At 63.8% G+C, this 22,814-nt stretch carries 20 protein-coding genes, 2 pseudogenes and 1 other annotated feature; of the genes and pseudogenes, 12 read left to right on the plus strand and 10 right to left on the minus strand.

Annotation, left to right across the window (positions count from 1 at the left end; all coding sequences use genetic code 11):
* Window positions 1–31: 31 nt before the first annotated feature.
* From MOE34_RS02695 to MOE34_RS02705, 3 genes are read right to left on the minus strand one after another with little or no spacing between them, the layout of a single operon-like run.
* Window positions 32–1,771, minus strand: coding sequence for a nuclease-related domain-containing DEAD/DEAH box helicase (locus MOE34_RS02695; protein WP_242220765.1), 1,740 nt, complete (start codon window positions 1,769–1,771; stop codon window positions 32–34).
* Window positions 1,759–3,648, minus strand: coding sequence for a DUF1998 domain-containing protein (gene drmB / locus MOE34_RS02700; protein ID WP_242220768.1), 1,890 nt, complete (start codon window positions 3,646–3,648; stop codon window positions 1,759–1,761). Before drmB ends, MOE34_RS02695 begins: the two co-directional genes overlap by 13 nt.
* A gap of 2 nt (window positions 3,649–3,650) precedes the next feature.
* Window positions 3,651–4,316, minus strand: a complete 666-nt coding sequence (locus MOE34_RS02705; protein WP_242220770.1) for a hypothetical protein — start codon at window positions 4,314–4,316, stop codon at window positions 3,651–3,653.
* Between the two features lie 123 nt (window positions 4,317–4,439).
* On the opposite strand from MOE34_RS02705, the gene MOE34_RS02710 reads away from it, so the two are divergent.
* On the plus strand, window positions 4,440–4,673 hold the full coding sequence (locus MOE34_RS02710) for a DUF6429 family protein (protein ID WP_108523402.1): 234 nt from the start codon (window positions 4,440–4,442) through the stop codon (window positions 4,671–4,673).
* Here the strand turns inward: MOE34_RS02710 and MOE34_RS02715 are convergent.
* A pseudogene (locus MOE34_RS02715) lies at window positions 4,654–4,800 on the minus strand (transposase domain-containing protein); the annotation flags it as partial. The gene MOE34_RS02710 and the pseudogene MOE34_RS02715 sit on opposite strands and share 20 nt — an antisense overlap.
* Before the next feature lie 49 nt (window positions 4,801–4,849).
* Between MOE34_RS02715 and MOE34_RS02720 the strand changes: the two are divergent.
* Window positions 4,850–6,081 (plus strand): IS3 family transposase gene (locus MOE34_RS02720; RefSeq protein ID WP_129567183.1). Its coding sequence is split into 2 segments (ribosomal slippage): window positions 4,850–5,141 and window positions 5,141–6,081, totalling 1,233 coding nucleotides; the frame shifts between segments, so codons are not numbered across the junction.
* Window positions 5,134–5,250: a sequence feature (AL1L pseudoknot), on the plus strand. Its footprint overlaps the gene before it by 117 nt.
* 38 nt (window positions 6,082–6,119) lie before the next feature.
* Here MOE34_RS02720 and tnpC read toward each other — a convergent pair.
* The 4 genes and pseudogenes from tnpC to MOE34_RS02740 all read right to left on the minus strand — a co-directional run.
* Window positions 6,120–7,679, minus strand: a pseudogene (tnpC, locus tag MOE34_RS02725) (IS66 family transposase); the annotation flags it as partial.
* Window positions 7,680–7,724: 45 nt separating this feature from the next.
* Window positions 7,725–8,078 (minus strand): IS66 family insertion sequence element accessory protein TnpB, encoded by a 354-nt coding sequence (gene tnpB, locus MOE34_RS02730; RefSeq protein ID WP_037436657.1) that lies wholly within the window; start codon window positions 8,076–8,078, stop codon window positions 7,725–7,727.
* Window positions 8,075–8,446 carry an IS66-like element accessory protein TnpA gene (tnpA, locus tag MOE34_RS02735; RefSeq protein ID WP_242220772.1) on the minus strand — a complete coding sequence of 124 codons (372 nt, stop codon included), beginning with the start codon at window positions 8,444–8,446 and terminating at the stop codon, window positions 8,075–8,077. Before tnpA ends, tnpB begins: the two co-directional genes overlap by 4 nt.
* Window positions 8,447–8,468: 22 nt before the next feature.
* A complete protein-coding gene (locus MOE34_RS02740; protein ID WP_242220773.1) occupies window positions 8,469–10,349 on the minus strand; it encodes a hypothetical protein in 1,881 nt (626 codons plus the stop codon).
* Here MOE34_RS02740 and MOE34_RS02745 point away from each other — a divergent pair.
* From MOE34_RS02745 to MOE34_RS02770, 6 genes are all read left to right on the plus strand, one after another.
* Complete coding sequence (locus MOE34_RS02745) at window positions 10,272–11,138, plus strand: extracellular solute-binding protein (protein ID WP_347342747.1); 867 nt, start codon at window positions 10,272–10,274, stop codon at window positions 11,136–11,138. The two genes, MOE34_RS02740 and MOE34_RS02745, sit on opposite strands and share 78 nt — an antisense overlap.
* Window positions 11,139–11,207: 69 nt before the next feature.
* Window positions 11,208–12,092 (plus strand): carbohydrate ABC transporter permease, encoded by an 885-nt coding sequence (locus MOE34_RS02750; protein WP_242220775.1) that lies wholly within the window; start codon window positions 11,208–11,210, stop codon window positions 12,090–12,092.
* Complete coding sequence (locus MOE34_RS02755; protein WP_242220776.1) at window positions 12,092–12,937, plus strand: carbohydrate ABC transporter permease; 846 nt, start codon at window positions 12,092–12,094, stop codon at window positions 12,935–12,937. Before MOE34_RS02750 ends, MOE34_RS02755 begins: the two co-directional genes overlap by 1 nt.
* Window positions 12,934–13,956, plus strand: a complete 1,023-nt coding sequence (locus tag MOE34_RS02760; RefSeq protein ID WP_431522405.1) for an SIS domain-containing protein — start codon at window positions 12,934–12,936, stop codon at window positions 13,954–13,956. The genes MOE34_RS02755 and MOE34_RS02760 overlap by 4 nt, the downstream gene beginning before the upstream one ends.
* Window positions 13,957–14,880, plus strand: coding sequence for a PfkB family carbohydrate kinase (locus MOE34_RS02765; RefSeq protein ID WP_242220780.1), 924 nt, complete (start codon window positions 13,957–13,959; stop codon window positions 14,878–14,880).
* Window positions 14,877–15,941: an ABC transporter ATP-binding protein gene (locus MOE34_RS02770; RefSeq protein ID WP_242220782.1), complete on the plus strand. Its 1,065-nt coding sequence runs from the start codon at window positions 14,877–14,879 to the stop codon at window positions 15,939–15,941. Before MOE34_RS02765 ends, MOE34_RS02770 begins: the two co-directional genes overlap by 4 nt.
* A 15-nt stretch (window positions 15,942–15,956) precedes the next feature.
* Here MOE34_RS02770 and MOE34_RS02775 read toward each other — a convergent pair whose 3' ends face one another.
* A complete protein-coding gene (locus MOE34_RS02775; protein ID WP_242220784.1) occupies window positions 15,957–16,571 on the minus strand; it encodes a histidine phosphatase family protein in 615 nt (204 codons plus the stop codon).
* Between the two features lie 15 nt (window positions 16,572–16,586).
* Window positions 16,587–17,504 (minus strand): 50S ribosomal protein L3 N(5)-glutamine methyltransferase, encoded by a 918-nt coding sequence (gene prmB, locus MOE34_RS02780; protein ID WP_242220786.1) that lies wholly within the window; start codon window positions 17,502–17,504, stop codon window positions 16,587–16,589.
* Window positions 17,505–17,592: 88 nt separating this feature from the next.
* Here prmB and MOE34_RS02785 point away from each other — a divergent pair, with 88 nt between their 5' ends.
* The 4 genes from MOE34_RS02785 (at window position 17,593) to bcsN (ending at window position 22,769) form a co-directional block, all read left to right on the plus strand.
* Window positions 17,593–18,393, plus strand: a complete 801-nt coding sequence (locus MOE34_RS02785; RefSeq protein WP_242220788.1) for a pseudouridine synthase — start codon at window positions 17,593–17,595, stop codon at window positions 18,391–18,393.
* Window positions 18,394–18,517: 124 nt separating this feature from the next.
* Window positions 18,518–19,789 carry an efflux RND transporter periplasmic adaptor subunit gene (locus MOE34_RS02790; protein WP_242220790.1) on the plus strand — a complete coding sequence of 424 codons (1,272 nt, stop codon included), beginning with the start codon at window positions 18,518–18,520 and terminating at the stop codon, window positions 19,787–19,789.
* A 10-nt stretch (window positions 19,790–19,799) separates the two neighbouring features.
* Window positions 19,800–21,743, plus strand: coding sequence for a MacB family efflux pump subunit (locus tag MOE34_RS02795; RefSeq protein WP_242220792.1), 1,944 nt, complete (start codon window positions 19,800–19,802; stop codon window positions 21,741–21,743).
* An 87-nt stretch (window positions 21,744–21,830) separates the two neighbouring features.
* Window positions 21,831–22,769 (plus strand): cellulose biosynthesis protein BcsN, encoded by a 939-nt coding sequence (gene bcsN / locus MOE34_RS02800; protein ID WP_242220794.1) that lies wholly within the window; start codon window positions 21,831–21,833, stop codon window positions 22,767–22,769.
* Window positions 22,770–22,814 lie beyond the last annotated feature (45 nt).

Here is a 22,814-nt window from a genome sequence, read left to right on the forward strand (position 1 = left end):
GGATAATCCTCAAGATCAGAACCTGCGGGAGTCAGGTTCGACGAGATTCTAGTCGCCTACCAAATGCCTCTCCCTGTGTGTCGTACGCCCGGCGGGCAGATCCGGGCAAAAGCACGTGGAGCAGTCCCCTTGCACGCGAAAGTCCGGCATAGTGGAGCATGGCCCATCTTTCGTCACCTGTCTCTGCCATGTCGATCGCAATCACGACCTGCCGTTCCAATCCCTTGAATGAGTGCATCGTCGTAAATAGCAGAGACCCAGCTCGCAGTGCAGTTTTGTCCGCGGGATCGACAAGTCGACGGCCCGCTAGTTCGCGCTGCCCCGCGAGGAGTGAGTTCTCATGGCGGCGGGTCGAGAGGATAACGATGTCGCTGGCTGGGACATCCCGGGCGATGAGATCGCGAATTATCGCTTCTAATTGCGCGATTCCATCTTTCGTATCGGCATGGTAGTGGACTTGGCACTGTGGCCCGTCCGGCGCCCCAACTACGGCCAAGTCAATCCCTGAAATGATCGAAGCCTGCACGGCTACCTGGCGAGTGTTCCGGCAATTCTCGAACAGATCATCAAAAGCGGGCGCTCCTTCGCTCAGCCTCTGCTCTACCATTTCCTGAGTCTCGACGCTGTAAATGTTCTGAAGCGGGTCCAGGAAAAGGTGCCACTGGCCTCGCCTCAACCCGTCACGAACCAGCAGATCCATAACGTCAAGATGCTCCGGGGTAAGAAGGTCCTGAGCCTCGTCAACAATCAGCACGTCCCATAGATCAGGAGCGTGTTCGCAAAGCGCTTCCGCCGCCAGTTCGGGAAATCGCTTCGGGAAGAACTCGTGGTGGTCAAAGTCCTCCTTCTCAAGTTGTGGTAGGAGGCCGGCGGTTGCGATAAGTTCGCGGTAAAGAGCGTGTATATGGCGGACCTCTAGCTTCGCGCCACTGTCATCGGTTGCTAGTCCCTCACGCACATGGGCGGCCAATAGCTGATTGAAGCAGAGCATTAATACGCGCTTGCCATTAGCGGCGAGCTGTCGCGCTCGTTCCAACGCGATAACCGACTTGCCCGTACCGGCCGCTCCACGCACGACCGTCCGCGGATTGGCCGCGAGGCGGCGCGACGCTCGTATCTGCTCATTAGACAGGTAGATCAGCCGCGCATCGACACCGGTGAGATACCCGCCCAGGCTTAGTGCCGTTTCAAGATCCGGCCTTAATATCTGCCTCGCGAGAAGAATCTCGTTCGGTCTGAGGCCGCGATAGGTTCTACCACGCTTTTCGAGATAGACATCATGCCAGTATCGCTGGATTGCGGAGATGAAGTGGGCAAGGGTATCGCGGAATTTCCGCTTGTCGAGTAGAACCTCCGGTATGATTTCCGCGCCTGTCGTAGTGAAGGTCGTGTAGGGCATCACTACACCAAAGCCAAAAAGTACATCCTTGAACGACCCGGCTGCAGCATGAAGACGGTCTCTCACTGCGTTCATGGCGCCCGACGCCTGTGACCACGGGCTCTCCTTCTTTGTGTAGCTCTTGAAGTCGCCCGAGAAAGTCCATACGCCGTCGGTACAGGATACCTTTCCTCCCTTCACCTCGATCGCAAACACGCCGAGGTGCGACAGGATTATCATGTCCGCTTCGCCCCAGATCTTTTTCTCGTGACCCGGCAATCCCAGCGAATGGAGCACAACCCAGTCGTCCGGCAATTCGCGACCCAGCCGCTCATAGACGAGCCGCTCGCTGTTAGGACAACGCTCAGGAACATCGGGGATCAAGACTGCCATTCTGCCTCCGGCATCAGATTGCCAAAAAAGCCAGAAAACGACTGATCTGCGTCACCAACCAGAACAGCGCGATCGAGTTCGCGGTTGAAGCGCTCACAGGCGGTTTCGGGAAGAAGAAGGCAGCAGTGACAGGCCGCACCGCTAATCCGGTCGCCTGACTGCTTGGGATCCGTCTCCAGGCACACCGGATCGCTGCCACACCATCCGGCATTAGCAAGCGTTCGAAGTACGATCGGTTGAAGCAGGTCGGGGGCGCTCAGGCGGACAAGCCCTCCAAGACTGCCTTCGGAGTCTGGCGAGCCGGTGTAGATCAGGACGCCATTCATGGTTCTCCCAGTGTCGGAAACAAATAGCCGTTCGCGCAATGCAGAGGCCGAGTAGCCGCACTCGACCGAAATCTGTCGAATGAAAGCGTGAGCGAAGGAGTGTACCAGCAATAGACGCGGGGTGATTGTGTAGTCTCGCTCGTAGCCACGCTCTTCGGCAATCTGCCTGCTCCGAGTTTCAAGGATGGCGACGCGCGCGGCCAAACTAGGATTGTCGTCGATCCACTTATCGACGTTTTCCGTCCTGAAGCGCAGAAAGATGCCTTCACCTCTGATTTCGGCACCGGGCAGCCAAGTCCTTTCAGTCTTCGAGAGCGGGGAAACCTTTCCTTCCGCGATCGCTTGTCGAACGCGCTCCGGACTGACTGGATGCGGTTCAATTCGGGAGAACCCTGCTAAGGCACGCACCTCGCGAAGTCGCGAGGTAGCTCCGACCAGATCGAACCAGTGTGAGAGCGCTTGGGGTGGGGCGAACACCTCGTTCTGGAACTGCGGCACAACCCCGCCGACAATGGGGTCGTCGCGGTCCTGCGACAGGGCGTCATACTCTTGCTCACGCGCGATCTTTTCGGTCAAACAAGGGCCGCCTACTTCAATCGATCGCAGCCGTAGGTATGCGGCCAGCAACTGGTCAACCGGGACGCCGTAGGTTTGCGACACACCCGTCAGCACGGAGGGAAGCGCCGCCTCAGGCACTCCATCCAGATACATTCGGGATTGCTCGACGATCTGCGTCAACGCCTCTGATGCAGGAGGTATAGACAATGCTGAGCCAACTACACCGAAGTGCACGTTAGAGGCACCGCGCTGCAAAGCGCGGACCTGCTCCCGGCAGTCAGCCTGACGGTCATGTAACCATGGCCTGAAGCCATCGCACGTCCAACCGGTCAGCGCATCAGCACCAAAGGCTGTTCCGAGCGATTGCATGGTTCTCCGTTCCGGGGTGCTGCAAGCCTCGCAGACCACAAAGAGGTCTGCGAGCGATGCGGACTCACCGCGCGAGCCCAGCCGCAGCAGGGGACGCTGGCAAATGCCCCCTTCACAACCACGATGCGCCCACCATTCCCAAGGGAAGTCGCTGAGGTGACCCCGACGACAGGCTACGACAAAGCGGACGGGGTTCGTGAAGACTTTGCCACCATGGGCCGTGCAGCGAAGCCGAGACCCATCGTCAGCCAGTTCGAAGGGAGTGCCCTCCCGTCCTATGATATGGCACTTCGGGCATTCATGCCACTCGGGGAACCTGACGGCAGGTGCTGCGCTGCGAGCGCGGATCTGTGTTGTTCCGGCAATTTGCTCCTTCACAGGACCCAGGCGGAAGTGGCTGACGCCAAGCATCGACTGCAGGCGCTCCTCGCCGATCCTAAGCGACGGAAGCGAGTTGATCCGCTCCCAGTCCTCCAATCCCATCGGCATGAACGAGCCCTTCTCGAGGTCGATGATCGCCCCAATGCCGAAAGAAGAGACAAGCTGGGATCGGCGAACCGTCCCGATCGGTTCCACCGCATCAGTAGGTTCGGACGCGGGGGCGTTCCGGGGACGTCTTGCCATATTCAGTTCCTCCTGCTGATCGATTTCAAGGCAAAGGCTGTTGAGGGTTCGACCTCACGCATAGAATTCGGGGTTGCCCAGGCCAGCGAACCCGGTTGTCCTCCCTCCTCAGCCGACAGCATCAGATGTGGCTTGGTCTTCCCGAATGGCGCGGACCGTTTCCAATAGAGCAGGTCGGTTCCGGCAGCTTGAGCGCTTTGGCTTCTCGACGCCCATTCTTCGACGATGGCATCAATGTCCTCAGCGGCATCTTCTCCCTCAATTCCGTCCGAAGCTGAAACCGCACGTTGTCGGATGGCGTCAATAAGCCGTCTGACTTCTTTGTCCTGGGGGTCGAAAGCTATGGCGTCCTGGTCGTCCTCCATACCATCGGTGAGGTGCCGGACTGCGGCCGCGATTACAGCATGAAGCGCTTTGTCTCGCGCCCGGGGAGCCCAAGGTGTGACACTCGTCGCCTCGACGCTTCGGTATAGTGCGCTGTGATAGGTGAGGAAGTGCTCAAAGTGAGAGACGTCCCGGGGACGGCCGAAATTGTAGAGAGTCATTACAAGACCGTCGAGGCCCCGGCCCACTCGGCTGCTCGCTTGAATGTATTCTGCGGTCGATTTTGGCTGTCCGTTCACCAGCATCAGACCGAGCCGAGAAACATCGACCCCTACGGAAATCATATTTGATGCCAGGACCGAATCACGCGGCTGGGGTTCGAACGGATCGCTGCCATCTGTAAGCGGATTGTATCCATCCGAGGAGGGCCGCGGGATTTTGGGCGCCGCGCGTGGTAACGTCGGTTCATGGAGATCGATGAGGACAAGATCGACGATGCCGTCTTGGCGCTGTTATGGCTGACGCTGCATAACGAGCGTTGTGCCTGGAAGGGCTTCGACTGGGCAACGACGGATCGGCTTCACAAGAAGGGCTTGATCGGCGACCCTGTCAACAAGTCGAAGTCATTGATCCTGACCGATGAAGGCTTGGAGCGTTCGGAAGCGTTGTTCCGGGAGCTGTTTACGCGGCCGCCGCAATAGCCGTCCCTTTGTGTGTCTTCCATTGCCAAGGCAGCAGTTCGTGCAGGCGGGAGACGGGAAGATCGGCGATGCGAGCGAACACATCGGCGAGCCACGCTTTTGGGTCGACGTCGTTGAGACGGCAAGTGAACCGCACCGGGTTTGCCGGAGACCCCAACTTGTGAGAAGTAGGGTCTATGACAAGCAAGACGACGAACAAGTTTTCTCCCGAAGTGCGCGCCCGCGCCGTTCGAATGGTTGTCGAGCATGAAGCAGAGCATCCTTCGCGGTGGGCGGCCGTGTCTTCCATAGCTGCCAAGATCGGCTGCTCGGCGCATACGCTCAATGAATGGGTGAAGAAGGCTGAGGTGGACAGCGGCAAGCGAGCTGGCCTGCCGAGTGACGTCGCCGAGAAGATGAAGGCTCTGGAGCGGGAGAACCGCGAGCTTCGTCAGGCCAACGAGATTTTGCGCAAAGCCTCTGCGTATTTTGCGATGGCGGAGCTCGACCGCCCAATGAAGCGATGATTTCCTTCATCGACGAACACCGCTCGGTGCTCGGGGTCGAGCCGATCTGCAGGCTGCTGCCGATTGCCCCGTCCACCTATTATGAAGTCGTCGCCAAGCGCACGGACGTGGGTCGCCTATCGGCCCGCGCCCGGCGCGATATGGCTATGAAAGTCGAGATACGCCGGGTGTTCAACGAGAACTTCCAGGTCTATGGCGTGCGGAAAGTGTGGCGACAGTTGCAGCGAGAAGGCTTCGATATCGCTCGCTGCACCGTCGCAAGGCTCATGAGAATGATGGGTCTTCAAGGCATCATTCGTGGCAAGCCGATCAAAACCACTGTATCGGACAAGTCTGCCCCGTGTCCGCTCGACCGCGTCAATCGCCACTTCAAGGCTCCCGCGCCGAACATGCTGTGGTTATCCGATTTCACCTATGTCGCGACCTGGCAGGGCTTCGTTTACGTGGCCTTCGTGATCGATGCCTTTGCCCGACGTATCGTCGGTTGGCGGGCAAGCCGGACTGCCCATGCGGGCTTTGTCCTCGATGCTCTGGAGCAGGCACTTCATGATCGGCGGCCCGTCAAACGGGGCGGGCTGGTTCATCATTCCGACCGCGGCTCGCAATACGTGTCGATTCGCTATTCTGAGCGGCTGGCGGAGGCGGGCATCGAGCCGTCTGTCGGGAGCGTCGGTGATTCCTATGACAACGCTCTCGCCGAAACGATCAACGGCCTTTACAAAGCCGAGGTCATCCATCGCCGGGGACCATGGCGCAACTTCGAAGCCGTGGAGTTCGCCACACTCGAATGGGTGGACTGGTTCAACAACCGACGCCTTCTGGAGCCCATCGGCAACATACCGCCAGCCGAGGCAGAAGAACGATACCATGCCATGCTGGACGCGCCAGCCATGGCCGCATAACTTAAACCAAACGGTCTCCGGTAAACTCGGCGCGGTTCACAAGTCGTGATCACGGAGAGCATGATGGCGGCTCGATCGGCCCCACGCTGGGAACCGGCGAAGGTCCAGTTGCGGCGCCCGAGCGCAATTCCTCTCAGCGCGCGCTCGGCGGCATTGTTCGTGAGACAAATCCGGCCATCTTCCAGGAAACGGGCAAACCCATCCCAGCGCTTCAGCATGTAATCGATCGGCTCGATCACCTCGGACGATTTGCTGAGCGTGGCGCGCTCCCGTTTCAGCCACTCGTGCATGTCATCGAACAGCGGCTTGCTCTTTTCCTGCCGCGCGGCCAGTCGTTCTTCGGCGCTCAATCCATTGATCTGGCGCTCGATCTCGAACAGCGCGTCGTAGCGTTGGACGGCCTCCAATGCGATCGGCGAGATCGGCTTTCCTTTGCGTTTGCGGTTACGGGCACTTTTCTGGATGTCGGCCAGTTCAAAGAATTTGCGCCGCGCGTGCGCATGACAAAAGGCGAAGGTGATCGGTACCGCTTTCTTTTCGGCGACACTGAGCGGCTCGAAGCCATTGTAACAATCACTCTGCAGAATACCGCCATACTCGGCCAGGTGCTTCTGCGGGTGCTCGCCGCGGCGGTCGCTCGACGCATAGTATATGGCCGCCGGCGCTGCCGCGCCGCCGTAGGGTCGATCATCGCACACGTACGTCCATATTCGCCCGGTCGTGCATTTGTCTTTGGCCTGGATGGGAATGGTGGTGTCGTCGCCAAAAAGGCGCTCGGCCGCGAAGACATGCGCCTCGATCAGATCAAAGATCGGCAGGAGCGCGGCTGTGCCATACCCGACCTGGTCGGCCAGCGTCGAGGTCGAAAGCTCGATGCCCTCACATTTGAACCGGGTGCTCTGGCGGTTGAGGGGGCTATGCATACCAAACTTGTCAAAGAGGATCGTCGCCAGCAGATGAGGACCGATGAAGCCGCGTGGCGTGGCATGGAACGGCGCCGGCGGCTGGCTGATCGCCTCGCAGTCTCGGCAGGTAAATTTCTCCCGCACCGTCTCGATCACTTTGAACCGGCGCGGAACCTCCTCGAGCGTCTCAGTGACGTCCTCGCCCAGTTTCGACAGGCGCGACCCGCCGCAGCATGCACAGGTGACTGGGGGATCGATCACCACGCGCTCACGCTCGATATCCTCCGGCCACGGCTTTCGGACCGGCCGTTTGCGCGTGAACGACCGCACGCTCGAGGTCTTGGCGGCAGCCGCCTGCGCTGCGGCTTCATCTTCCGTCGCCGCCATCACCAGTTCTTCGAGCTGCAATTCCATCTGGTCGATCAGGCGCGCCGTGCGCTCGGATCGCCGGCCGCGCAGTTCCCGCTTCAGCTTTTCGATCGCCAGTTCCAGACTGGCAATCAAGGCCTCACTGTCCGACAGCATGGCCTGCGCATTGGCGGCTTGCGCCACTGCCATGTCCCGCTCGGCGACGACGGTATCGCGCTCGGCGACAACGACGTCGCGTTCAGCCTGTAACATCTCGCGCTCGGAAAGCAGCGCCAGATAGGCGTTCGCAAGGTCCGCAGGAAGATCCACAGGCTTCGAAGTCATGAAGCCATTCGATCAGATTCACTCAATATTTTCAATGCAATAATGCTATCCGACCCGTGTCGGACGCCAGGTTTCCTGCGGATTGCGCCAGTCGATCCCGGACAACAAATAAGATAATTGCGCCGGTGAGATCGCTACCGCGCCGCCCTCCATATTCGGCCAGATAAACCGGCCCTTCTCCAGGCGCCGCGTAAAAAGGCAGGCGCCCAGACCATCATGCCAGATGATCTTCAATATATCCGATCTGCGCCCCCTGAAGACGAAGAGATGCCCTGACAACGGATCATGCTTCAGCACCTCCTGCACCCGAAGCGCCAGGGAGGGAAAGCCACAGCGCATGTCCGTATACCCCGTCGAAAGCCAGACCTTGACCCCTGTTCCCATCGGAAACGGATTCACCGCAGCGCCTCCAGTCCGCGCAGGATCCGGAGCAGCGCTTCAACGTCGACATCGCGGTCCACAATCACACGGCGACCATTCGCGCTGACAACCTCCATCCGGCTGGCGTTCGGCAATGACCCTGCTGCTGGCTCTACCTCTGGCACAAGTAGCGCCGGGACAAAGCCACCGACAGGAGACCCAACATCCAGTTGCCACACTCGTGCGAGCCGGCGCCATTCATATAACTGAGAACGCGATATTCCATGTCGCCGCGCCGTCGTCGCACACAAGCCAGGTTCCGAATAGCTCTCGGCGACAATCTGGAGCTTCATCTCTTTGCTAAATCGACGACGCCGACCCGTGTCGACAATCTCAACTCGATCCATAGCCGCACTGTCCTTTTTGACGTCAATAAGGACAGTCAGTGCCAGATCCGGCAATTCCTACAAGGCGGCCCACCTCGGATGCGTACAGCGGATTCCCAAGTTGCGCGAGGAAATCCGGAAGATCGCGGGATGATACCCGGCTGCTCAGCTCGATTGCATCTGTCTCCAGGACGCGCCTACCGCCTCCGAGGCGGCTCGCGAGAAAAGAAATCTGGCGCGGAATGTCATCCTGCAAAAGCACGTGTGCGCCGCCTAGTTCACGAAGGCTGTTGAAGTAAAGGACCGCTGTCCAGTAGGGATCAGCGAGCGCAGGATCAGTTCCAGTATTGACCAGATGACCGATGCCCTGAAGAAGCGCCGCGGCTGCTGCTTGAAGGGCAAACTTCGGGCTTCGGCCGGCAGAGCACAAGCCAACATATAGCCGGTCTGGTCCGTGGTCATCCCGGACTGCGAAGAAAGAGTCCGATGCCTCAAAGCCGGACGGTGGGAACTGCAGCACCGGACGATCGAATAACGCCCGGACCTGGCGTCCGGCCTGTCCGATCGTGGCCGTTGAACCAATCACCTTGGGGCGGGCGCCATCATTAGTGCAGAGCAGGTCCACGACGGTCTCATACAGACCAGCCATCGAGCCGAGCGGCCCAGAAATCAAATGCAATTCGTCTTGAATAATCAGCCCAGGACGGAGTCCTCCATCAAGACCAAAAAGTACCCGCAGGTCGCTTCGTCGGGGAAGCTGAGCAAACTTGTCGATTGTGCCTATCAAGAGGCTCGGCGGCGCGTCGTAGATGAAGTCGTCCACAGTTATCACTGGCAGCGGCGCGCCGTAGGTCACACAGTCTTCGTTGGAGCAGCGGATATCTATGCCAGCGTCGGCTGGAGCCCGCTGGTAACAATCGGCGCCAAGCCTGTTGCCGCAGACCGGGCACTCTAACAGTTGTCGGGGGGTCGACTTCGGCTTCTGACCGTCGTGTTCAAGATCGAGCGCTTCCATTGCTGCGCTACCCCTGTTTGGAGTGGCATCCCCACCAACATAGAGACCGAGGGAGATCGGCGCATCGCCGAGATCTTCGCGCCCAATCCGGATGGCCTCGCATGCGCAAATTAATGCCGCCGCGCGCTGGAACTGCTGCACGGTCAGGAGTCGGAGGGTATACCGCATCAGCACATCTACGCCGCCTTCGGAGCGTCGATCTGCGTCAGTGAGGCGGCGGTGAAGGATTTGGAAGGCCGTCAAACCCAGATAGGCTTCGGTTTTCCCGCCGCCGGTTGGAAACCAGAGCAGATCGACGTGATCGCGGTCTGGATCCCTCGGATCAACCAGGCCCGGTAAGACCATAAGGATGTATGCGAGCTGGAATGGCCTCCAGGTAAGCGGCCCGGCGCGTTCGCCCTTGGCGGGGAAACGAGACTGCCTGTCCATTGCCGCGTTAGCTAACGTGAAGGCCTTCCAGGCGTGGATGTCACGGGCAAGCATATCGACACCCGCTTCTATGCGCCTCAGTGCCGCCCTGCAGAGATCCACGTTCCGCTCAGCCGCGATCCGGAGATCGCCAGAGAAGCTGTCGACTCGGGAAGCCAACTCCTCGCGGATCCATTCTTCGTACACGCCTGCAATACCGCGAAGAGCGTCTAGGACCTCGCTACGGTCCGCGCATTGGGCTAGCCACTGAGCAGATAGCGCCTGCGGGTTTCGGCTAAGAAATTCTCTCAGCATTCCATGGCCAGATGCGTTCATTCCTTTCACCGTTGCGACCGGCATCCATGCCGTTTCCAGCCAGCCTGTCCGCTGATCGGAATTCGGCTCCCAGATCACCGCCACACCGTGTCCAACCGCGTATTCAAGAACATCGCGGTAGAGAAGCGCGGCAGAACGGGCGTCATCGTCCGCGCCGGCCGGCACCGAAGTCTGCCGCGGGCGGATTGCCCCTATACCATCGCGCGTAATCGATTGAATCTTGAGGCCAGCCTGCAGAAGGCAGAATTCGTCCCTAAGACGATCTTCTGTCGGCTGCGCTTTGTTGATCAGGGTGATGGTCAGGACCTGCCGACCTCCAGAGAGGCGGCGGCGAATATGAAGATTGACGGCAAGCCGGCCTTCACCGAGGGCGGCGGTCTCGACGCGCTGAAATACATGGTGGACAGCTACAAGTCGGGCGTCACCAACCCGAACTCCAAGGAGTTTCTCGAAGAGGACGTGCGCAACGTCTTCCAGAACGGCGAGGCGGCTTTCGCGCTGAACTGGACCTATATGTACAACATGGCCAACGCCGGCACGGACAGCAAGGTCGCCGGCAAGGTGGGCGTTGTGCCGGCCCCGGGTGTCGAGGGCAAGAGCGAGGTTTCCGCCGTCAACGGCTCGATGGGCCTCGGCATCACCTCGACGAGCAAGCATCCCGACGAGGCGTGGAAGTACATCGTGCACATGACCTCGCAGGAAACGCAGAACGCCTATGCGAAGCTCAGCCTGCCGATCTGGGCGTCCTCCTATGACGACCCGGCCGTAACCGCCGGCCAGGAAGAGATGATCGCCGCCGCCAAGCTCGGTCTGGCCGCCATGTATCCGCGTCCGACCACGCCGAAGTATCAGGAACTCTCCACGGCGCTCCAGCAGGCCATTCAGGAAGCCCTGCTCGATCAGGCATCGCCGGAAGACGCATTGAAGTCCGCCGCCGACAATAGCGGCCTCTGACATTCATGCCTTGCGGGCGGCCCCGGTCGCCCGCACACTCTCCTTCCCGAAAACAGACAAGAGGACGCTATGTCCAGCACCTGGATGACCACCCGGGCATGGCTTCTCATGCTGCCGCTACTGGTGATCATGGTCGCCGTGATCGGCTGGCCGATGGTCGATACGGTGCGGCTTTCCTTCACCGATGCCAAGCTGGTGGGCCTCGGCGGCACTTTCGTCGGCTTCGACAATTACGCGAAGATGCTGACGAGCAGCAATTTCCTGCGGGCGCTCTACGCGACCACCTGGTTCGCCGTCGCCTCGGTAACGGCCGAAATGGTGCTGGGCGTGCTCGCCGCCCTGCTTTTGAACCAGAAATTCCATGGCCGCACGGTGCTGCGCGCCCTGCTCATCCTGCCCTGGGCGCTGCCGACGGTCGTCAACGCGACCCTCTGGCGTCTCATCTACAATCCGGAATACGGCGCGCTGAATTCGGCGCTGACGCAGATCGGCCTGCTCGATGCCTACCGCTCCTGGCTCGGCGAGCCGGCTACCGCCATGACCGCGCTGATCGTCGCCGACTGCTGGAAGAATTTCCCGCTCGTCGCCCTTATCGCGCTCGCCGCGCTGCAGGCGGTGCCGCGCGACATCACCGCCGCATCGCTGGTCGACGGCGCGGGTCCCTTCGCCCGTTTCCGCTTCGTCATCCTGCCCTATCTCGCCGGGCCGCTGATGGTGGCGCTGGTGCTGCGCACCATCGAGGCCTTCAAGGTGTTCGATATCATCTGGGTCATGACGCGCGGCGGGCCGGCCAATTCCACGCGCACCCTCTCGATCCTCGTCTATCAGGAGGCCTTCTCCTTCCAGCGCGCCGGCTCCGGGGCCTCGCTCGCCCTCGTCGTCACGCTCATCGTGACGGTGCTGGCGATCGGCTACGGCATGCTGGTGCGCCGCGCCGCGGGGAGTGCCGCCTGATGGAGCGCCGCAGCCTTCTTGCCTCGATCCTCATTCACGCCGCCGCGCTGCTGCTCGCCGCCGTCATCCTCGCGCCGATCCTCTGGCTCTTCGTGATGAGCATTTCGCCGGCCGCCGACCTCGTTACGCGGCCGCTCCGCTGGTGGCCGAGCACGGTCGATTTCTCCCGCTACGCCATGCTGCTATCGACGATCCCCAACAGCGCCGGGGCCACTTTCGTCGCCTCGCTCGTCAACAGCATCCTCGTCGCGGGCATGGCGACGCTCGCCGCCATCGCGCTTGCCATTCCCGCCGGCTGGGCGGTTTCGCGCACGCCTTCGGTCGGCTGGTCGCTGTCGCTGGTCATCGCCACCTACATGCTGCCACCGGTCGCGCTCGCGGTGCCGCTCTACATGCTGCTTGCCGCCCTCGGCCTGCTCAATTCCGTCTTCGGCCTCGCGCTGGTCTATCTCAGCATCCTTGCGCCCTTCACCACATGGCTGATGAAGTCCGGCTTCGACGGCATTCCGCGGGAGATCGAGCAGGCGGCGATGATGGACGGGGCGAGTCTCTTTGCGATGCTGCGCATCGTCACCCTACCGCTCGCCATGCCCATCGTCGCGACCTCGGCGCTCTTCGCCTTCCTGCTCGGCTGGGATGAGTTCTTCTATGCGCTGCTCTTCACCTCCGACCAGCGGGCGCGCACGCTGACCGTCGCCATCGCCGATCTCGCCGGCGGGCGCGTTTCCGACTACGGGCTGATCGCGACCGCTGGCGTGCTTGCCGCGCTGCCGCCGGTGCTGGTCGGTCTTCTCATGCAACGGGCCTTGATCTCGGGCCTCACCAGCGGCGGTGTGAAAGGATGACCATGACGACGAACGCAACACGCCCGGCCGGGCTTCAGGCCATCGACCGGGAAATGGCCCGCCAGCACGCCGATGCATTGGCCTCCTTCCGCAGCAATGCGGACATGGCGGCAAGGGCCGCCGCCAGCCTGAAGCGCACGGGCAAGCTCCTCCTCCTCGGCATGGGCGGCTCGCACGCCGTCGGCCGCGCCGTCGAGCCGCTGTACCGCGCCCTCGGCATCGACGCCATCGCCCTGCCGCTCTCCGAGCAACTCGGCGCACCGCTGCTGCTCGACGGCCGCACCGTCTTCATCACCTCGCAGTCCGGCGAAAGCGCGGAAGTCCTGCGCTGGTTTGAGGAGACGGGTGGCAACGCGGAAACCTTCGGCTTCACGCTGGAGGGCGGCTCCTTCCTCGCCCGCACCGCGCCTTGCCTCGTCGGCCACGGTGGCACCGAGCAGGCCTTTGCCGCGACGCGCAGCCTCACGGTGAGCTTCGCCCTGCACCTCGCGATCCTCGGCGCGATGGGCGAGGACGTCTCTCCCGCCGTCGACGCACTGGAAACCCCGCTGGAACCCTCCATCGAGGCGGCGCTCGCCGCGCTTTCGAATGTCCGCTCCGTCGTGACCTCCAGCCGGCGCCTGCAGGGGCTTGCCGAAGCCATAGCGCTCGGCTTCACGGAACTCTCCCGCGCACCGTGCTTCTCGCTGGAAGGTGGGCAGCTTCGCCACGGCCCGATGGAGATGCTGTCGCCGGAGGTGGGCGTCGTGCTCTTCCGCAGCGACGATGCGACGACGGACCTCGTGACGGCCATGGCCGTCTCCGTGGTCGAGGCCGGCGCGAAACTCGTCGTCTTCGACGCTTCCGGCTGCCCGCCGGTCGAAGGCGCGGCGACCGTCGCCTTCCCGCCGTCGACGGGCCTTGCCGCCGTCTTCTCCATGCTGCCGACCGCGCAGCGCCTGATGATCGCCTTTGCCGCCGCCCGCGTCCCCGATGCCGGCACGCCGGTGCGCTCGACCAAGATTACCCGGAGCGAATGAGTGAGACCGCTTGCCGTCATCGGAAACGTCAATGTTGACCTGATCATGGGGCCGGCCGCGCCCTGGCCGCAGCCCGGCACCGAGATCATCGTCGACCATGACGAGTTGCGCGTCGGCGGCTCCGCCGGCAACGCGGCGCTCGCCTGGATGGCGCTCGGCACGCCCTTCGAGATCGCCGCCAGCATCGGCAGCGACCGCTTCGGCGCGTGGCTTGCGGAAAGTTTCGGCGAGCGCGCCCGGCACTGGCCGGTACATGGCGACAGCACGACCCTTTCCGTCGGCATCACCCATCCCGATGGCGAGCGCACCTTCTTCACCACCCGCGGTCACCTGCCGCTTTTCAGCCTGGAAGACGTCTTCGCCGTGCTCGACGGCCCGCGCCTTGCCGACGGCATCGCGCTTCTCTGCGGCTCCTTCCTCACCGACCGGCTGGTGGAGGAATATGACGGCTTCTTCGACTGGGCGGACCGGCACGGCATCGCCGTCGCGCTCGATACGGGCTGGCCGCTGCACGGCTGGACGGAAGAGAACCGGGCGGCGGCGAAAGACTGGCTGTCGCGCTGCCGCATCGCGCTCTTCAACGAGGTCGAGACGACGAACCTTGCCGGCGTCACGGATCCCGAGGAGGCCGGCCGCCTGCTGCAACGGGGCATGCCGCAAGGCGCCGTCGTCGTCGTGAAATGCGGGCCGAAGGGCGCCATCGCTATCGATGCGGACGGCACGCTGTTCCGGGCCGAGGCCCCGTCGGTCGCCGTCGTCGACACCATCGGCGCGGGCGACGTCTTCAACGCTGCTTTCCTCTCCGCCTATGCCGAGGGCAGGGGGCTTGCGGCGAGCCTTGCCGCCGGCACGGCGGTCGCCTCCCGCGCCATCTCCACCCATCCGAGACGCTACGCCCCCATCCCTCAGGAAATCCCGGCATGAGCACGCTGACCATCGAAGCCATCCGCAAGAACTACGGTGCCGTCGAGACCTTGAAGGGCATCGACATCGCGCTGGAAAGCGGCGAATTCCTCGTGCTTCTCGGCGCGTCGGGCTGCGGCAAGTCCACGCTGCTCAACATCATCGCCGGTCTTGGCGAGCCGACGAGCGGCGATATCCGCATCGACGGGCGGTCCATCGTCGGCGTGCATCCGAAGGACCGGGACATCGCCATGGTCTTCCAGTCCTATGCGCTTTATCCCAATCTCACGGTGCACCGGAACATCGGCTTCGGCCTCGAAATGCGCAAGGTCGACAAGGCCGAGCGCGACCGGGCCGTGCAGGAGACGGCAAAACTCCTGCAGATCGAGAACCTGCTGGAGCGCAAGCCCGGCCAGCTTTCGGGCGGCCAGCGCCAGCGTGTCGCCATCGGCCGGGCGCTGGTGCGCAATCCGAAGATCTTCCTCTTCGACGAGCCGCTGTCCAACCTCGACGCCAAGCTGCGCATGGAGATGCGCACCGAGCTGAAACGCCTGCACCAGATGACGAGGACGACCGTCGTCTATGTCACGCATGACCAGATCGAGGCGATGACGCTCGCCACCCGCATCGCCGTCATGCGGGGCGGCCGCATCGAGCAGCTCGATACGCCGGAGAACATCTACAATCGCCCGGCGACGCTCTATGTCGCGACCTTCGTCGGCGCGCCACCGATGAACCTGCTTGCGGCGACGGTGAATGCGGGCCGGGCCGTGATCGAGGGGAGCGGCATCGCGCTTGCCGTGCCGGGACTGGAGACGATGACCGAGGGGCGCAGGCTCGTCCTCGGCATCCGTCCGGAAGCGCTCGGCCCCTCCGGCAAAGGCGTGTCTCTCGATGCGCGCTGCGAGGTGGCGGAGCTGACGGGGCCGGAACTGGTCGTCACGGCCTCGGTCGGCGGCCAGCGCCTCGTCGCGGCCCTGCCGGCGGCGGCCGGCATCAAGGCGGGCGAGGAGATTTCCCTGCGCGTCCAGCCCGCCGCCATCCATGTCTTCGATGCCGAGACCGAGCAGCGCCTGAACTGAAAACCCGTCTTCCGGCTATGCGAAGGCCAGCGGCGATCCGAAGAAACGCAGCGCCCAGCGCCGGCCGTCGCTGGTCAGGGTCAGCGCGCCGAACGGTTCGACATCGGTGCGCCAGATAGCCTGAAGCGGTGCGTCGAGAACATGGGCGAGAACGAGCTTCAGCACGATGGCATGGGTGATCGCCAGAAGGTGGCCGCCCACCGCGTGCTGGTCGTCGAGCCAGGATATGCAGCGCGTCCGCGCTGCCGCGAAGCTTTCCCCGCCATGCGGCGCGGCGGCGGGGTCCGACAGCCAGCGCTGGAGGTCGGCCGGGCCTTGCGCGGCGATATCCTCCAGGGCAAGGCCGTTCCACCGGCCGTAGTCCACGTCCCGCAGCGGCACGGCTATCGCCGGATGCAGGCCGAACAGGGCGGCGGTTTCCCGCGCGCTGGCTTCCGGCGCGCAAAACACCGCGTCACAGGCCGGCAGGAGAGGGGCAAGCCGCTCGGCCCGTTCCCATTCCCTTTCCAGAAGCGGTTCGTCGGAGGCAAGGCGGGACAGCCGGTTGGAGGCGGTGGCGCCCCGGCATAGCAGCGTGAGGCGCGTCGCGCGCGGCGGCTTTTGTCTTGTCTCTTGCGTTTCGTCGCCCAAGATCGAGGCCGTCCCCTATTTCACGCCGAGCGCTTCGGCGGAAATCCAGAACACGGCATCCTGGGATTCGGCTGTCTCCAGCCAGACGAAATCGAGATGCGGGAATTCCTCCTCGAGGATTTCCCGGCCCGAGCCGATCTCGCAGATCATGCCGCCCTCGGGATTGAGGAAGCTGGGTGCGTCCATGAGAATGCGACGCACGAGATCAAGCCCGTCCTCGCCGCCGTCATGGGCCATCTCCGGCTCGGCGCGGAATTCCGGCGGGTAGCCGTCCAGCGCCTCGTGGTCGACATAGGGCGGGTTGGTGATGATGAGGTCGTATGTCCGGCCGGCAAGCGGGGCGAAAAGGTCGCCCTCGAAAAGGTTCACCTGCCCGGCGACATCGTGCTCGGCGATGTTCAATGCGGCGACTTCCAGCGCATCGGCCGAAAGGTCCACGGCATCGACCGTGGCGGCGGGGAAGAATTTCGCGGCGAGCACGGCAAGGCAGCCCGAGCCGGTGCAGATATCCACGGCGCTTTCGACGGACATCGGATCGGGCAGGAAGGACGAGCCGTTCTCGCCGAGATATTCGCTGAACAGGATTTCGCCGATATGCGAGCGCGGCACGATCACCCGCTCGTCCACATGGAACCGCACGCCCTGGATATAGGCCCGGCCCGTGAGATAGGAGGAGGGCTTGCGGGTGGCAACGCGCGCCTCGATGCGCTCGACGAGCAGCCGGCGTTCGGCCGGCAGCAGGCGGGCGTCGAGGAAGGGATCGAGCGCGTCGATCGGCAGGTCGAGCGAATCGAGCAGCAGGAAGGCCGCGTCGTCGCCGGCCGTCGTCGTGCCGTGGCCGTAGCTGAGATCGGCCGCGTTGAAACGGGAGATCGCATAGCGCCAGTAATCGCGCAGCGTCACGAGTTCGTTGGTAATGTCTTCCCTGGTCAACGGCGTCTCACTTCGGGCTTTGCGGATTTGGCTGGACGACCCCGGCTTTAGAATGGCAAGGGCCTGTGGGTCAACCAAGGACGGCGAGATGAAGGGTACCCGCAAACCGCAGACACCGAAAACGGGCCGCAAGCCCGCGCCGCCCGCCGGCGGCAAGCGGGCGACGTTGGCGCGCGCGCTCTCCAAGCTCGGCTTCTGCTCGCGCACGCAGGCCGAGGCGCTGGTGCGCGAGGGGCGCGTGACGGTGGGCGGGCGCATCGTCACCGATACCGAGGCCTGGGTGGATATTTCCGCCGCGGCGATCGCGGTGGACGGCAAGCGCGTCGCGGCGCAGGAGCGTGTCTACCTGATGCTCAACAAGCCGCGCGGCCTCGTCACCACCCGGCACGACCCGGAGGGAAGGCCGACGGTCTTCGATTGCCTGAAGCATCTCGACCACGCCCATCTTTCCCCGGTCGGCCGCCTCGACAAGGCGAGCGAGGGGCTGCTGCTCTTCACCAACGACACGGAATTCGCCCAGGCGCTGCTCGACCCCGAGACCCATGTCGCCAAGACCTATCACGTCCAGATGGATCACAAGGCCACCCCGGACATGCTCGACGCCATGGTGCGCGGCGTGGAGCACGATGGGGAGCTGTTGCGGGCGACGCAGGTGCGCGCCGTGCGCGAGGGCGACAGGAATTCCTGGGTGGAGGTGGTGCTGGACGAGGGTAGGAACCGGCAGATCCGGCGCATGCTGGAGGCGCAGGGCATCGCGTGCCTGCGCCTTGTGCGCGTCTCCATCGGCGATGTCGTGCTTGGCGATCTGGAGAAGGGCGCCGTGCGCGCCCTGACGGACGAGGAGGTCGCCGGCCTTCGCCGCCGCATCGCCGCGCGACGGGCCGGATAAGTCGAGTTTTCCGGCAAACATTACGGAAATATAATGATCCCAAGGGCTTCTCCTCTGGGCCTTCCGGTGCCACATGTCGATGAAAGGGACATAGGAGGCATGGCCTCGACATATGGGAATGCCGATGACCAAGACCGCACGACCGAAAACGGACGAGAAGGCCGCTGACGAAGGCGGCCGCACGAATGTCACCTTCATGCCGGGCGCGAACCCGCCCGCGCGCCGCAAGCGCCGCTCGCGCGCCTGGGTCTGGCTGCCGGTCGTCGCCATCCTTGCGGGGGCCGGCTACTATGGCTGGCGCGCCTATGCGCCCGCCGAAACGACGACCGCGATCATCACCCAGTCCGTCACGCGCGGTGATATCGAGAACGCGGTGACGGCCGTCGGCACGCTCGAAGCTTTGAATTCCGTCGATGCCGGCGCACAGGTTTCCGGCCAGCTCAAGGCGCTGCACGTCGCCATCGGCGATACGGTGACGAAGGGCCAGCTTCTGGCCGAGATCGACCCGGCGACCATCGAGAACCGCATGGAGATCAACCGTGCCGAACTCGCCAATCTTCAGGCCCAGTTCGTCTCCAAGAAAGCCCAGCTCGATTTCAAGCAGGCCAATATCACCCGCCAGCGCAATCTTGTGGCTGGTAACGCGGCGGCCAGGCAGGCCCTCGACCAGGCCGTGGCCGACCTTGCCGCGGCGGAGGCCGACGTCAACGCCACCGAGGCACAGATCCGCAAGCAGCAGGCGACGCTGGCTGGCGACGAGGTCGACCTCGGCTATACCAAGATCTATGCGCCTATGGCCGGCACCGTCACCGCCAATCCGGTGAAGGAAGGCCAGACGCTGAACGCCGTCCAGAGCGCGCCCACCATCGTCACCATCGCCGACCTTTCCACCATGACCGTGCGCGCCGAGGTTTCCGAGGCCGATGTCGGCCGCCTCAAGGTGGGCATGGAAGCCTATTTCACGCTGCTCGGCCAGCCGGGCAAGCGCTTTGCCGGCACGCTCCGCCAGATCGAGCCGTCGCCGACCGTCGAGAACAATGTCGTGCTCTACAACGCGCTGTTCGATGTGCCCAACCCGGAGGGCGAGCTGATGATGTCGATGAGCGCGCAGGTCTTCTTCGTGCAGGCGGCGGCGCGCGACGTGCTGGTCGTGCCGGCCGGCGCGGTCTCGGCAAAGCGCGGCGAGGGCGGCAAGGCGGAGGTGACGGTGGTCACGGCCTCCGGCGCACAGGAGGTGCGGCAGGTCGAGACCGGCATCCGCAACCGGGTGAGCGTCGAGGTGAAGAGCGGCCTTGCCGAGGGCGACAAGGTCGTCGTCAGCGCGGGCGACGGCAAGGCCTCCGGCAGCGGCGGGCGCAATTCGGGACGCGGCATGCGCATGCCGCCGATGTTCTGAGGAGCCGGCCATGACCGCGCTCATCTCGCTCCGCGACGTCACGAAAACCTTCCACAACGGCGATTTCGCGGTGGAGGTCCTGCACGGCATCTCGCTCGATATCGAGGCGGGGGAGTTCGTGGCGATCATCGGCCAGTCCGGCTCGGGCAAGTCGACGCTGATGAACATCCTCGGCTGCCTCGACCAGCCGACCTCCGGCGACTATCTGATCGACGGCGAACCGGTCGCCGGTTTCGAGAGCGACGAGCTTGCGGCGCTGCGCCGCCGCACCTTCGGCTTCGTCTTCCAGAGCTACAATCTCATTCCCACGGCCAGCGCCCGCGAGAATGTCGAGGTGCCGGCGATCTATGCGGGCCTTCCGGCGCGCGACCGGCAGGAGCGGGCGGAAGCGCTGCTCGGCTCGCTGAAGCTCGGCGACCGGCTCGACCATCGCCCGAACCAGCTTTCCGGCGGCCAGCAGCAGCGCGTCTCCATCGCCCGCGCCCTTATGAACGGCGGCCGCGTCATCCTGGCCGACGAGCCGACCGGCGCGCTCGACAGCCAGAGCGGCGAGGAGGTCATGGCGCTGCTTCGCCGCATGCACGGCGACGGCCACACGATCATCCTCATCACCCATTCGCGCGAGGTGGCGGAAGCCGCCGACCGGCTGATCGAGATCCGCGACGGCCGCATCGTCTCCGACCATGCCCGCAAGGCCCGTCCGTCCCTGGATGCCGCCGCCGGCCTGAAGAAGGCCGTCAAGGAAGGCTCGGCCGCCATCGCGGACGTGTCCGAGGCCGTCAAGATGGCCTTCCGCGCGCTGCACGCCAATCTCTTCCGCACGGTGCTGACGCTGCTCGGCATCGTCATCGGCGTCGGTTCGGTGGTGGCGATGCTCGCCATCGGAACGGGGGCGCAGAATTCCGTCCTCGACCGGATTTCCGCGATGGGGTCGGACCTCCTGCTGGTGCGCCCCAGCATGGCGAGCTTCCGGGGCGGCAGCGGCAGTTTCCCGGTAACCCTCGTGCCATCGGATGCGGATGCAATCCTCGACGTGCCGAATGTCGCCTTCGCTGTGCCGGAAATGACGAGTTCCGTCACCGTGCGCTACGGCAATATCGATTACCAGACGACCGCCAACGGCACGGTGCCGGCCTTCCCGCGCGCGAAATCCTGGGGCATCGCCTCTGGCGAGTTCATCAACAAGGACGACATGGACACCTATGCGCCGGTCGTCGTGCTCGGCCAGACGGTGGCCAAGACGCTGTTTCCCGATGGCGGCAATCCGCTCGGCCAATATGTGCTGGTCAACAAGATTCCCTTCCAGGTCATCGGCGTGATGGCAGAGATGGGCGCGAGCGCCGGCGGCAACGACCAGGATGACGTGATGCTGGTGCCGCTTTCCACCGGCAGCATGCGGCTCTTCGGCCAGCGCAACGTGCGCACCATCACCGTGCAGGTCGAGGACGCCTCGGCCATCGACCTGACGCAGGACGCCATCCAGGCCCTGCTCGACGAGCGGCACAAGGCCGAGGACACGCAGATCACCAACATGTCCTCGGTGCGCGAGGCCTTCACCGAGACGTCGAACACGATGAAGCTGTTCCTCGGCTCGGTCGCCGCCATCTCGCTGCTCGTGGGCGGCATCGGGGTGATGAATATCATGCTGGTGAGCGTGCGCGAGCGCACCCGCGAGATCGGCGTGCGCATGGCGACCGGCGCAAGGCGGCGCGATATCCTGTTGCAGTTCCTTATCGAGGCGCTCGTCGTGTCGGCGATCGGCGGGGCGATCGGCGTGGTGCTGGGCCTGTCCGTCGGCGCGCTCGCCCAGGCGTTCGGCATGCCGGTCAGCTTCACCGCCGGCCCCGTCGCGCTCGCCTTCGCCTGCTCGTTCCTGACCGGCCTCGTCTTCGGCTACCTGCCGGCGCGCAATGCATCGCACCTGCAACCGGCCGTGGCGCTCGGCGCGGATTGACGGATGCGGCTCAAATTCGGGTGGCCATATCTTGGGATTCCTATTTGCACCGGCGCGAAATATGACTGGGGCATGGATGATTCGGCGGTGATTCGTTTTTTCCGCCGCGGCGGCCCGGTGCTCCGTAGGGCATCGCTGCTGACGGCGATCGCGGCGACGGCGCTTGCCGGCTGCGCTGCGCGTCCCGGCGTCGGCGTCGCCACCCTGTCGACCACCGTTCCGGCTTCGAGCGCGCTCGTGCTGCCCGCGCCCGGCGGACAGTCGATCGTCAGCGTGATCCAGCGGCAATACACCAATGCGATAGAGCAGCAGATCGCGCTCTCGACCTCGGCGGCCACCCCCGGGCAGAATTTCATCAGCATACAGGCCTTCGGCCCGGCCGAGACGGTCGCCATGCCGGCCGGTGCGCTGGCCTTCCGGCCGGTGCAGCACCGGGTGATCCGCTCGGAGATCCGTACCCATTTCCCTGGCCGGACGCTTGCGATCTCCAGCAATTTCGTGCGCAACACCTACGGCCCCTTTGGCTATGCTTACGGGCGCGGCGCGGGCGACGACGGCTGCCTCTACGGCTGGCAGCAGATCCGCTCCGACGTGGCCGATCGCGACAGGATGCGCGATCTCGGCATGCTGCAGATCCGCCTGCGCGTCTGCCAGGTGGGCGCGTCCGAGGCCGAGCTTGTCGAGCTGATGTACGGCTACACCATCGTCGGCGGCTTCTCCGGCGAGACCTGGAACCCCTATGGCGCGCCGGCCCCCGTGGACGGCCAGATCGGCGGCGGCGAGCCGCTGCGGGTGCCGGTGGAGGCACGCAGGGTTCCGGCCGTCGTGCCGGCGGAAAAGGCGCGGACGGTTCCGGTGGCCCGCCGCGCGCCGGAAAAGAAGGTTGTTCCCGCGGTGGAGGCGACCGGCGATGTGGTTGTCGTACCTTCGCCGACGGGCGGTTCGGCGGCCTCCGAAGGGGAGGCGGTCGTCGTGCCGTCGCCCGTCTGCGTGACGTCCCCTTCCGGCTCCGCGACGTGCGATTGAGCGGTCGGCAAGAGACCTAATTTTTCCTTAAGGGTAGGCGCGTAA

Origin of the sequence: Shinella zoogloeoides (genome assembly GCF_022682305.1) — a bacterium.
In the GTDB taxonomy this organism is placed as follows: Bacteria; Pseudomonadota; Alphaproteobacteria; order Rhizobiales; family Rhizobiaceae; genus Shinella; species Shinella zoogloeoides_B.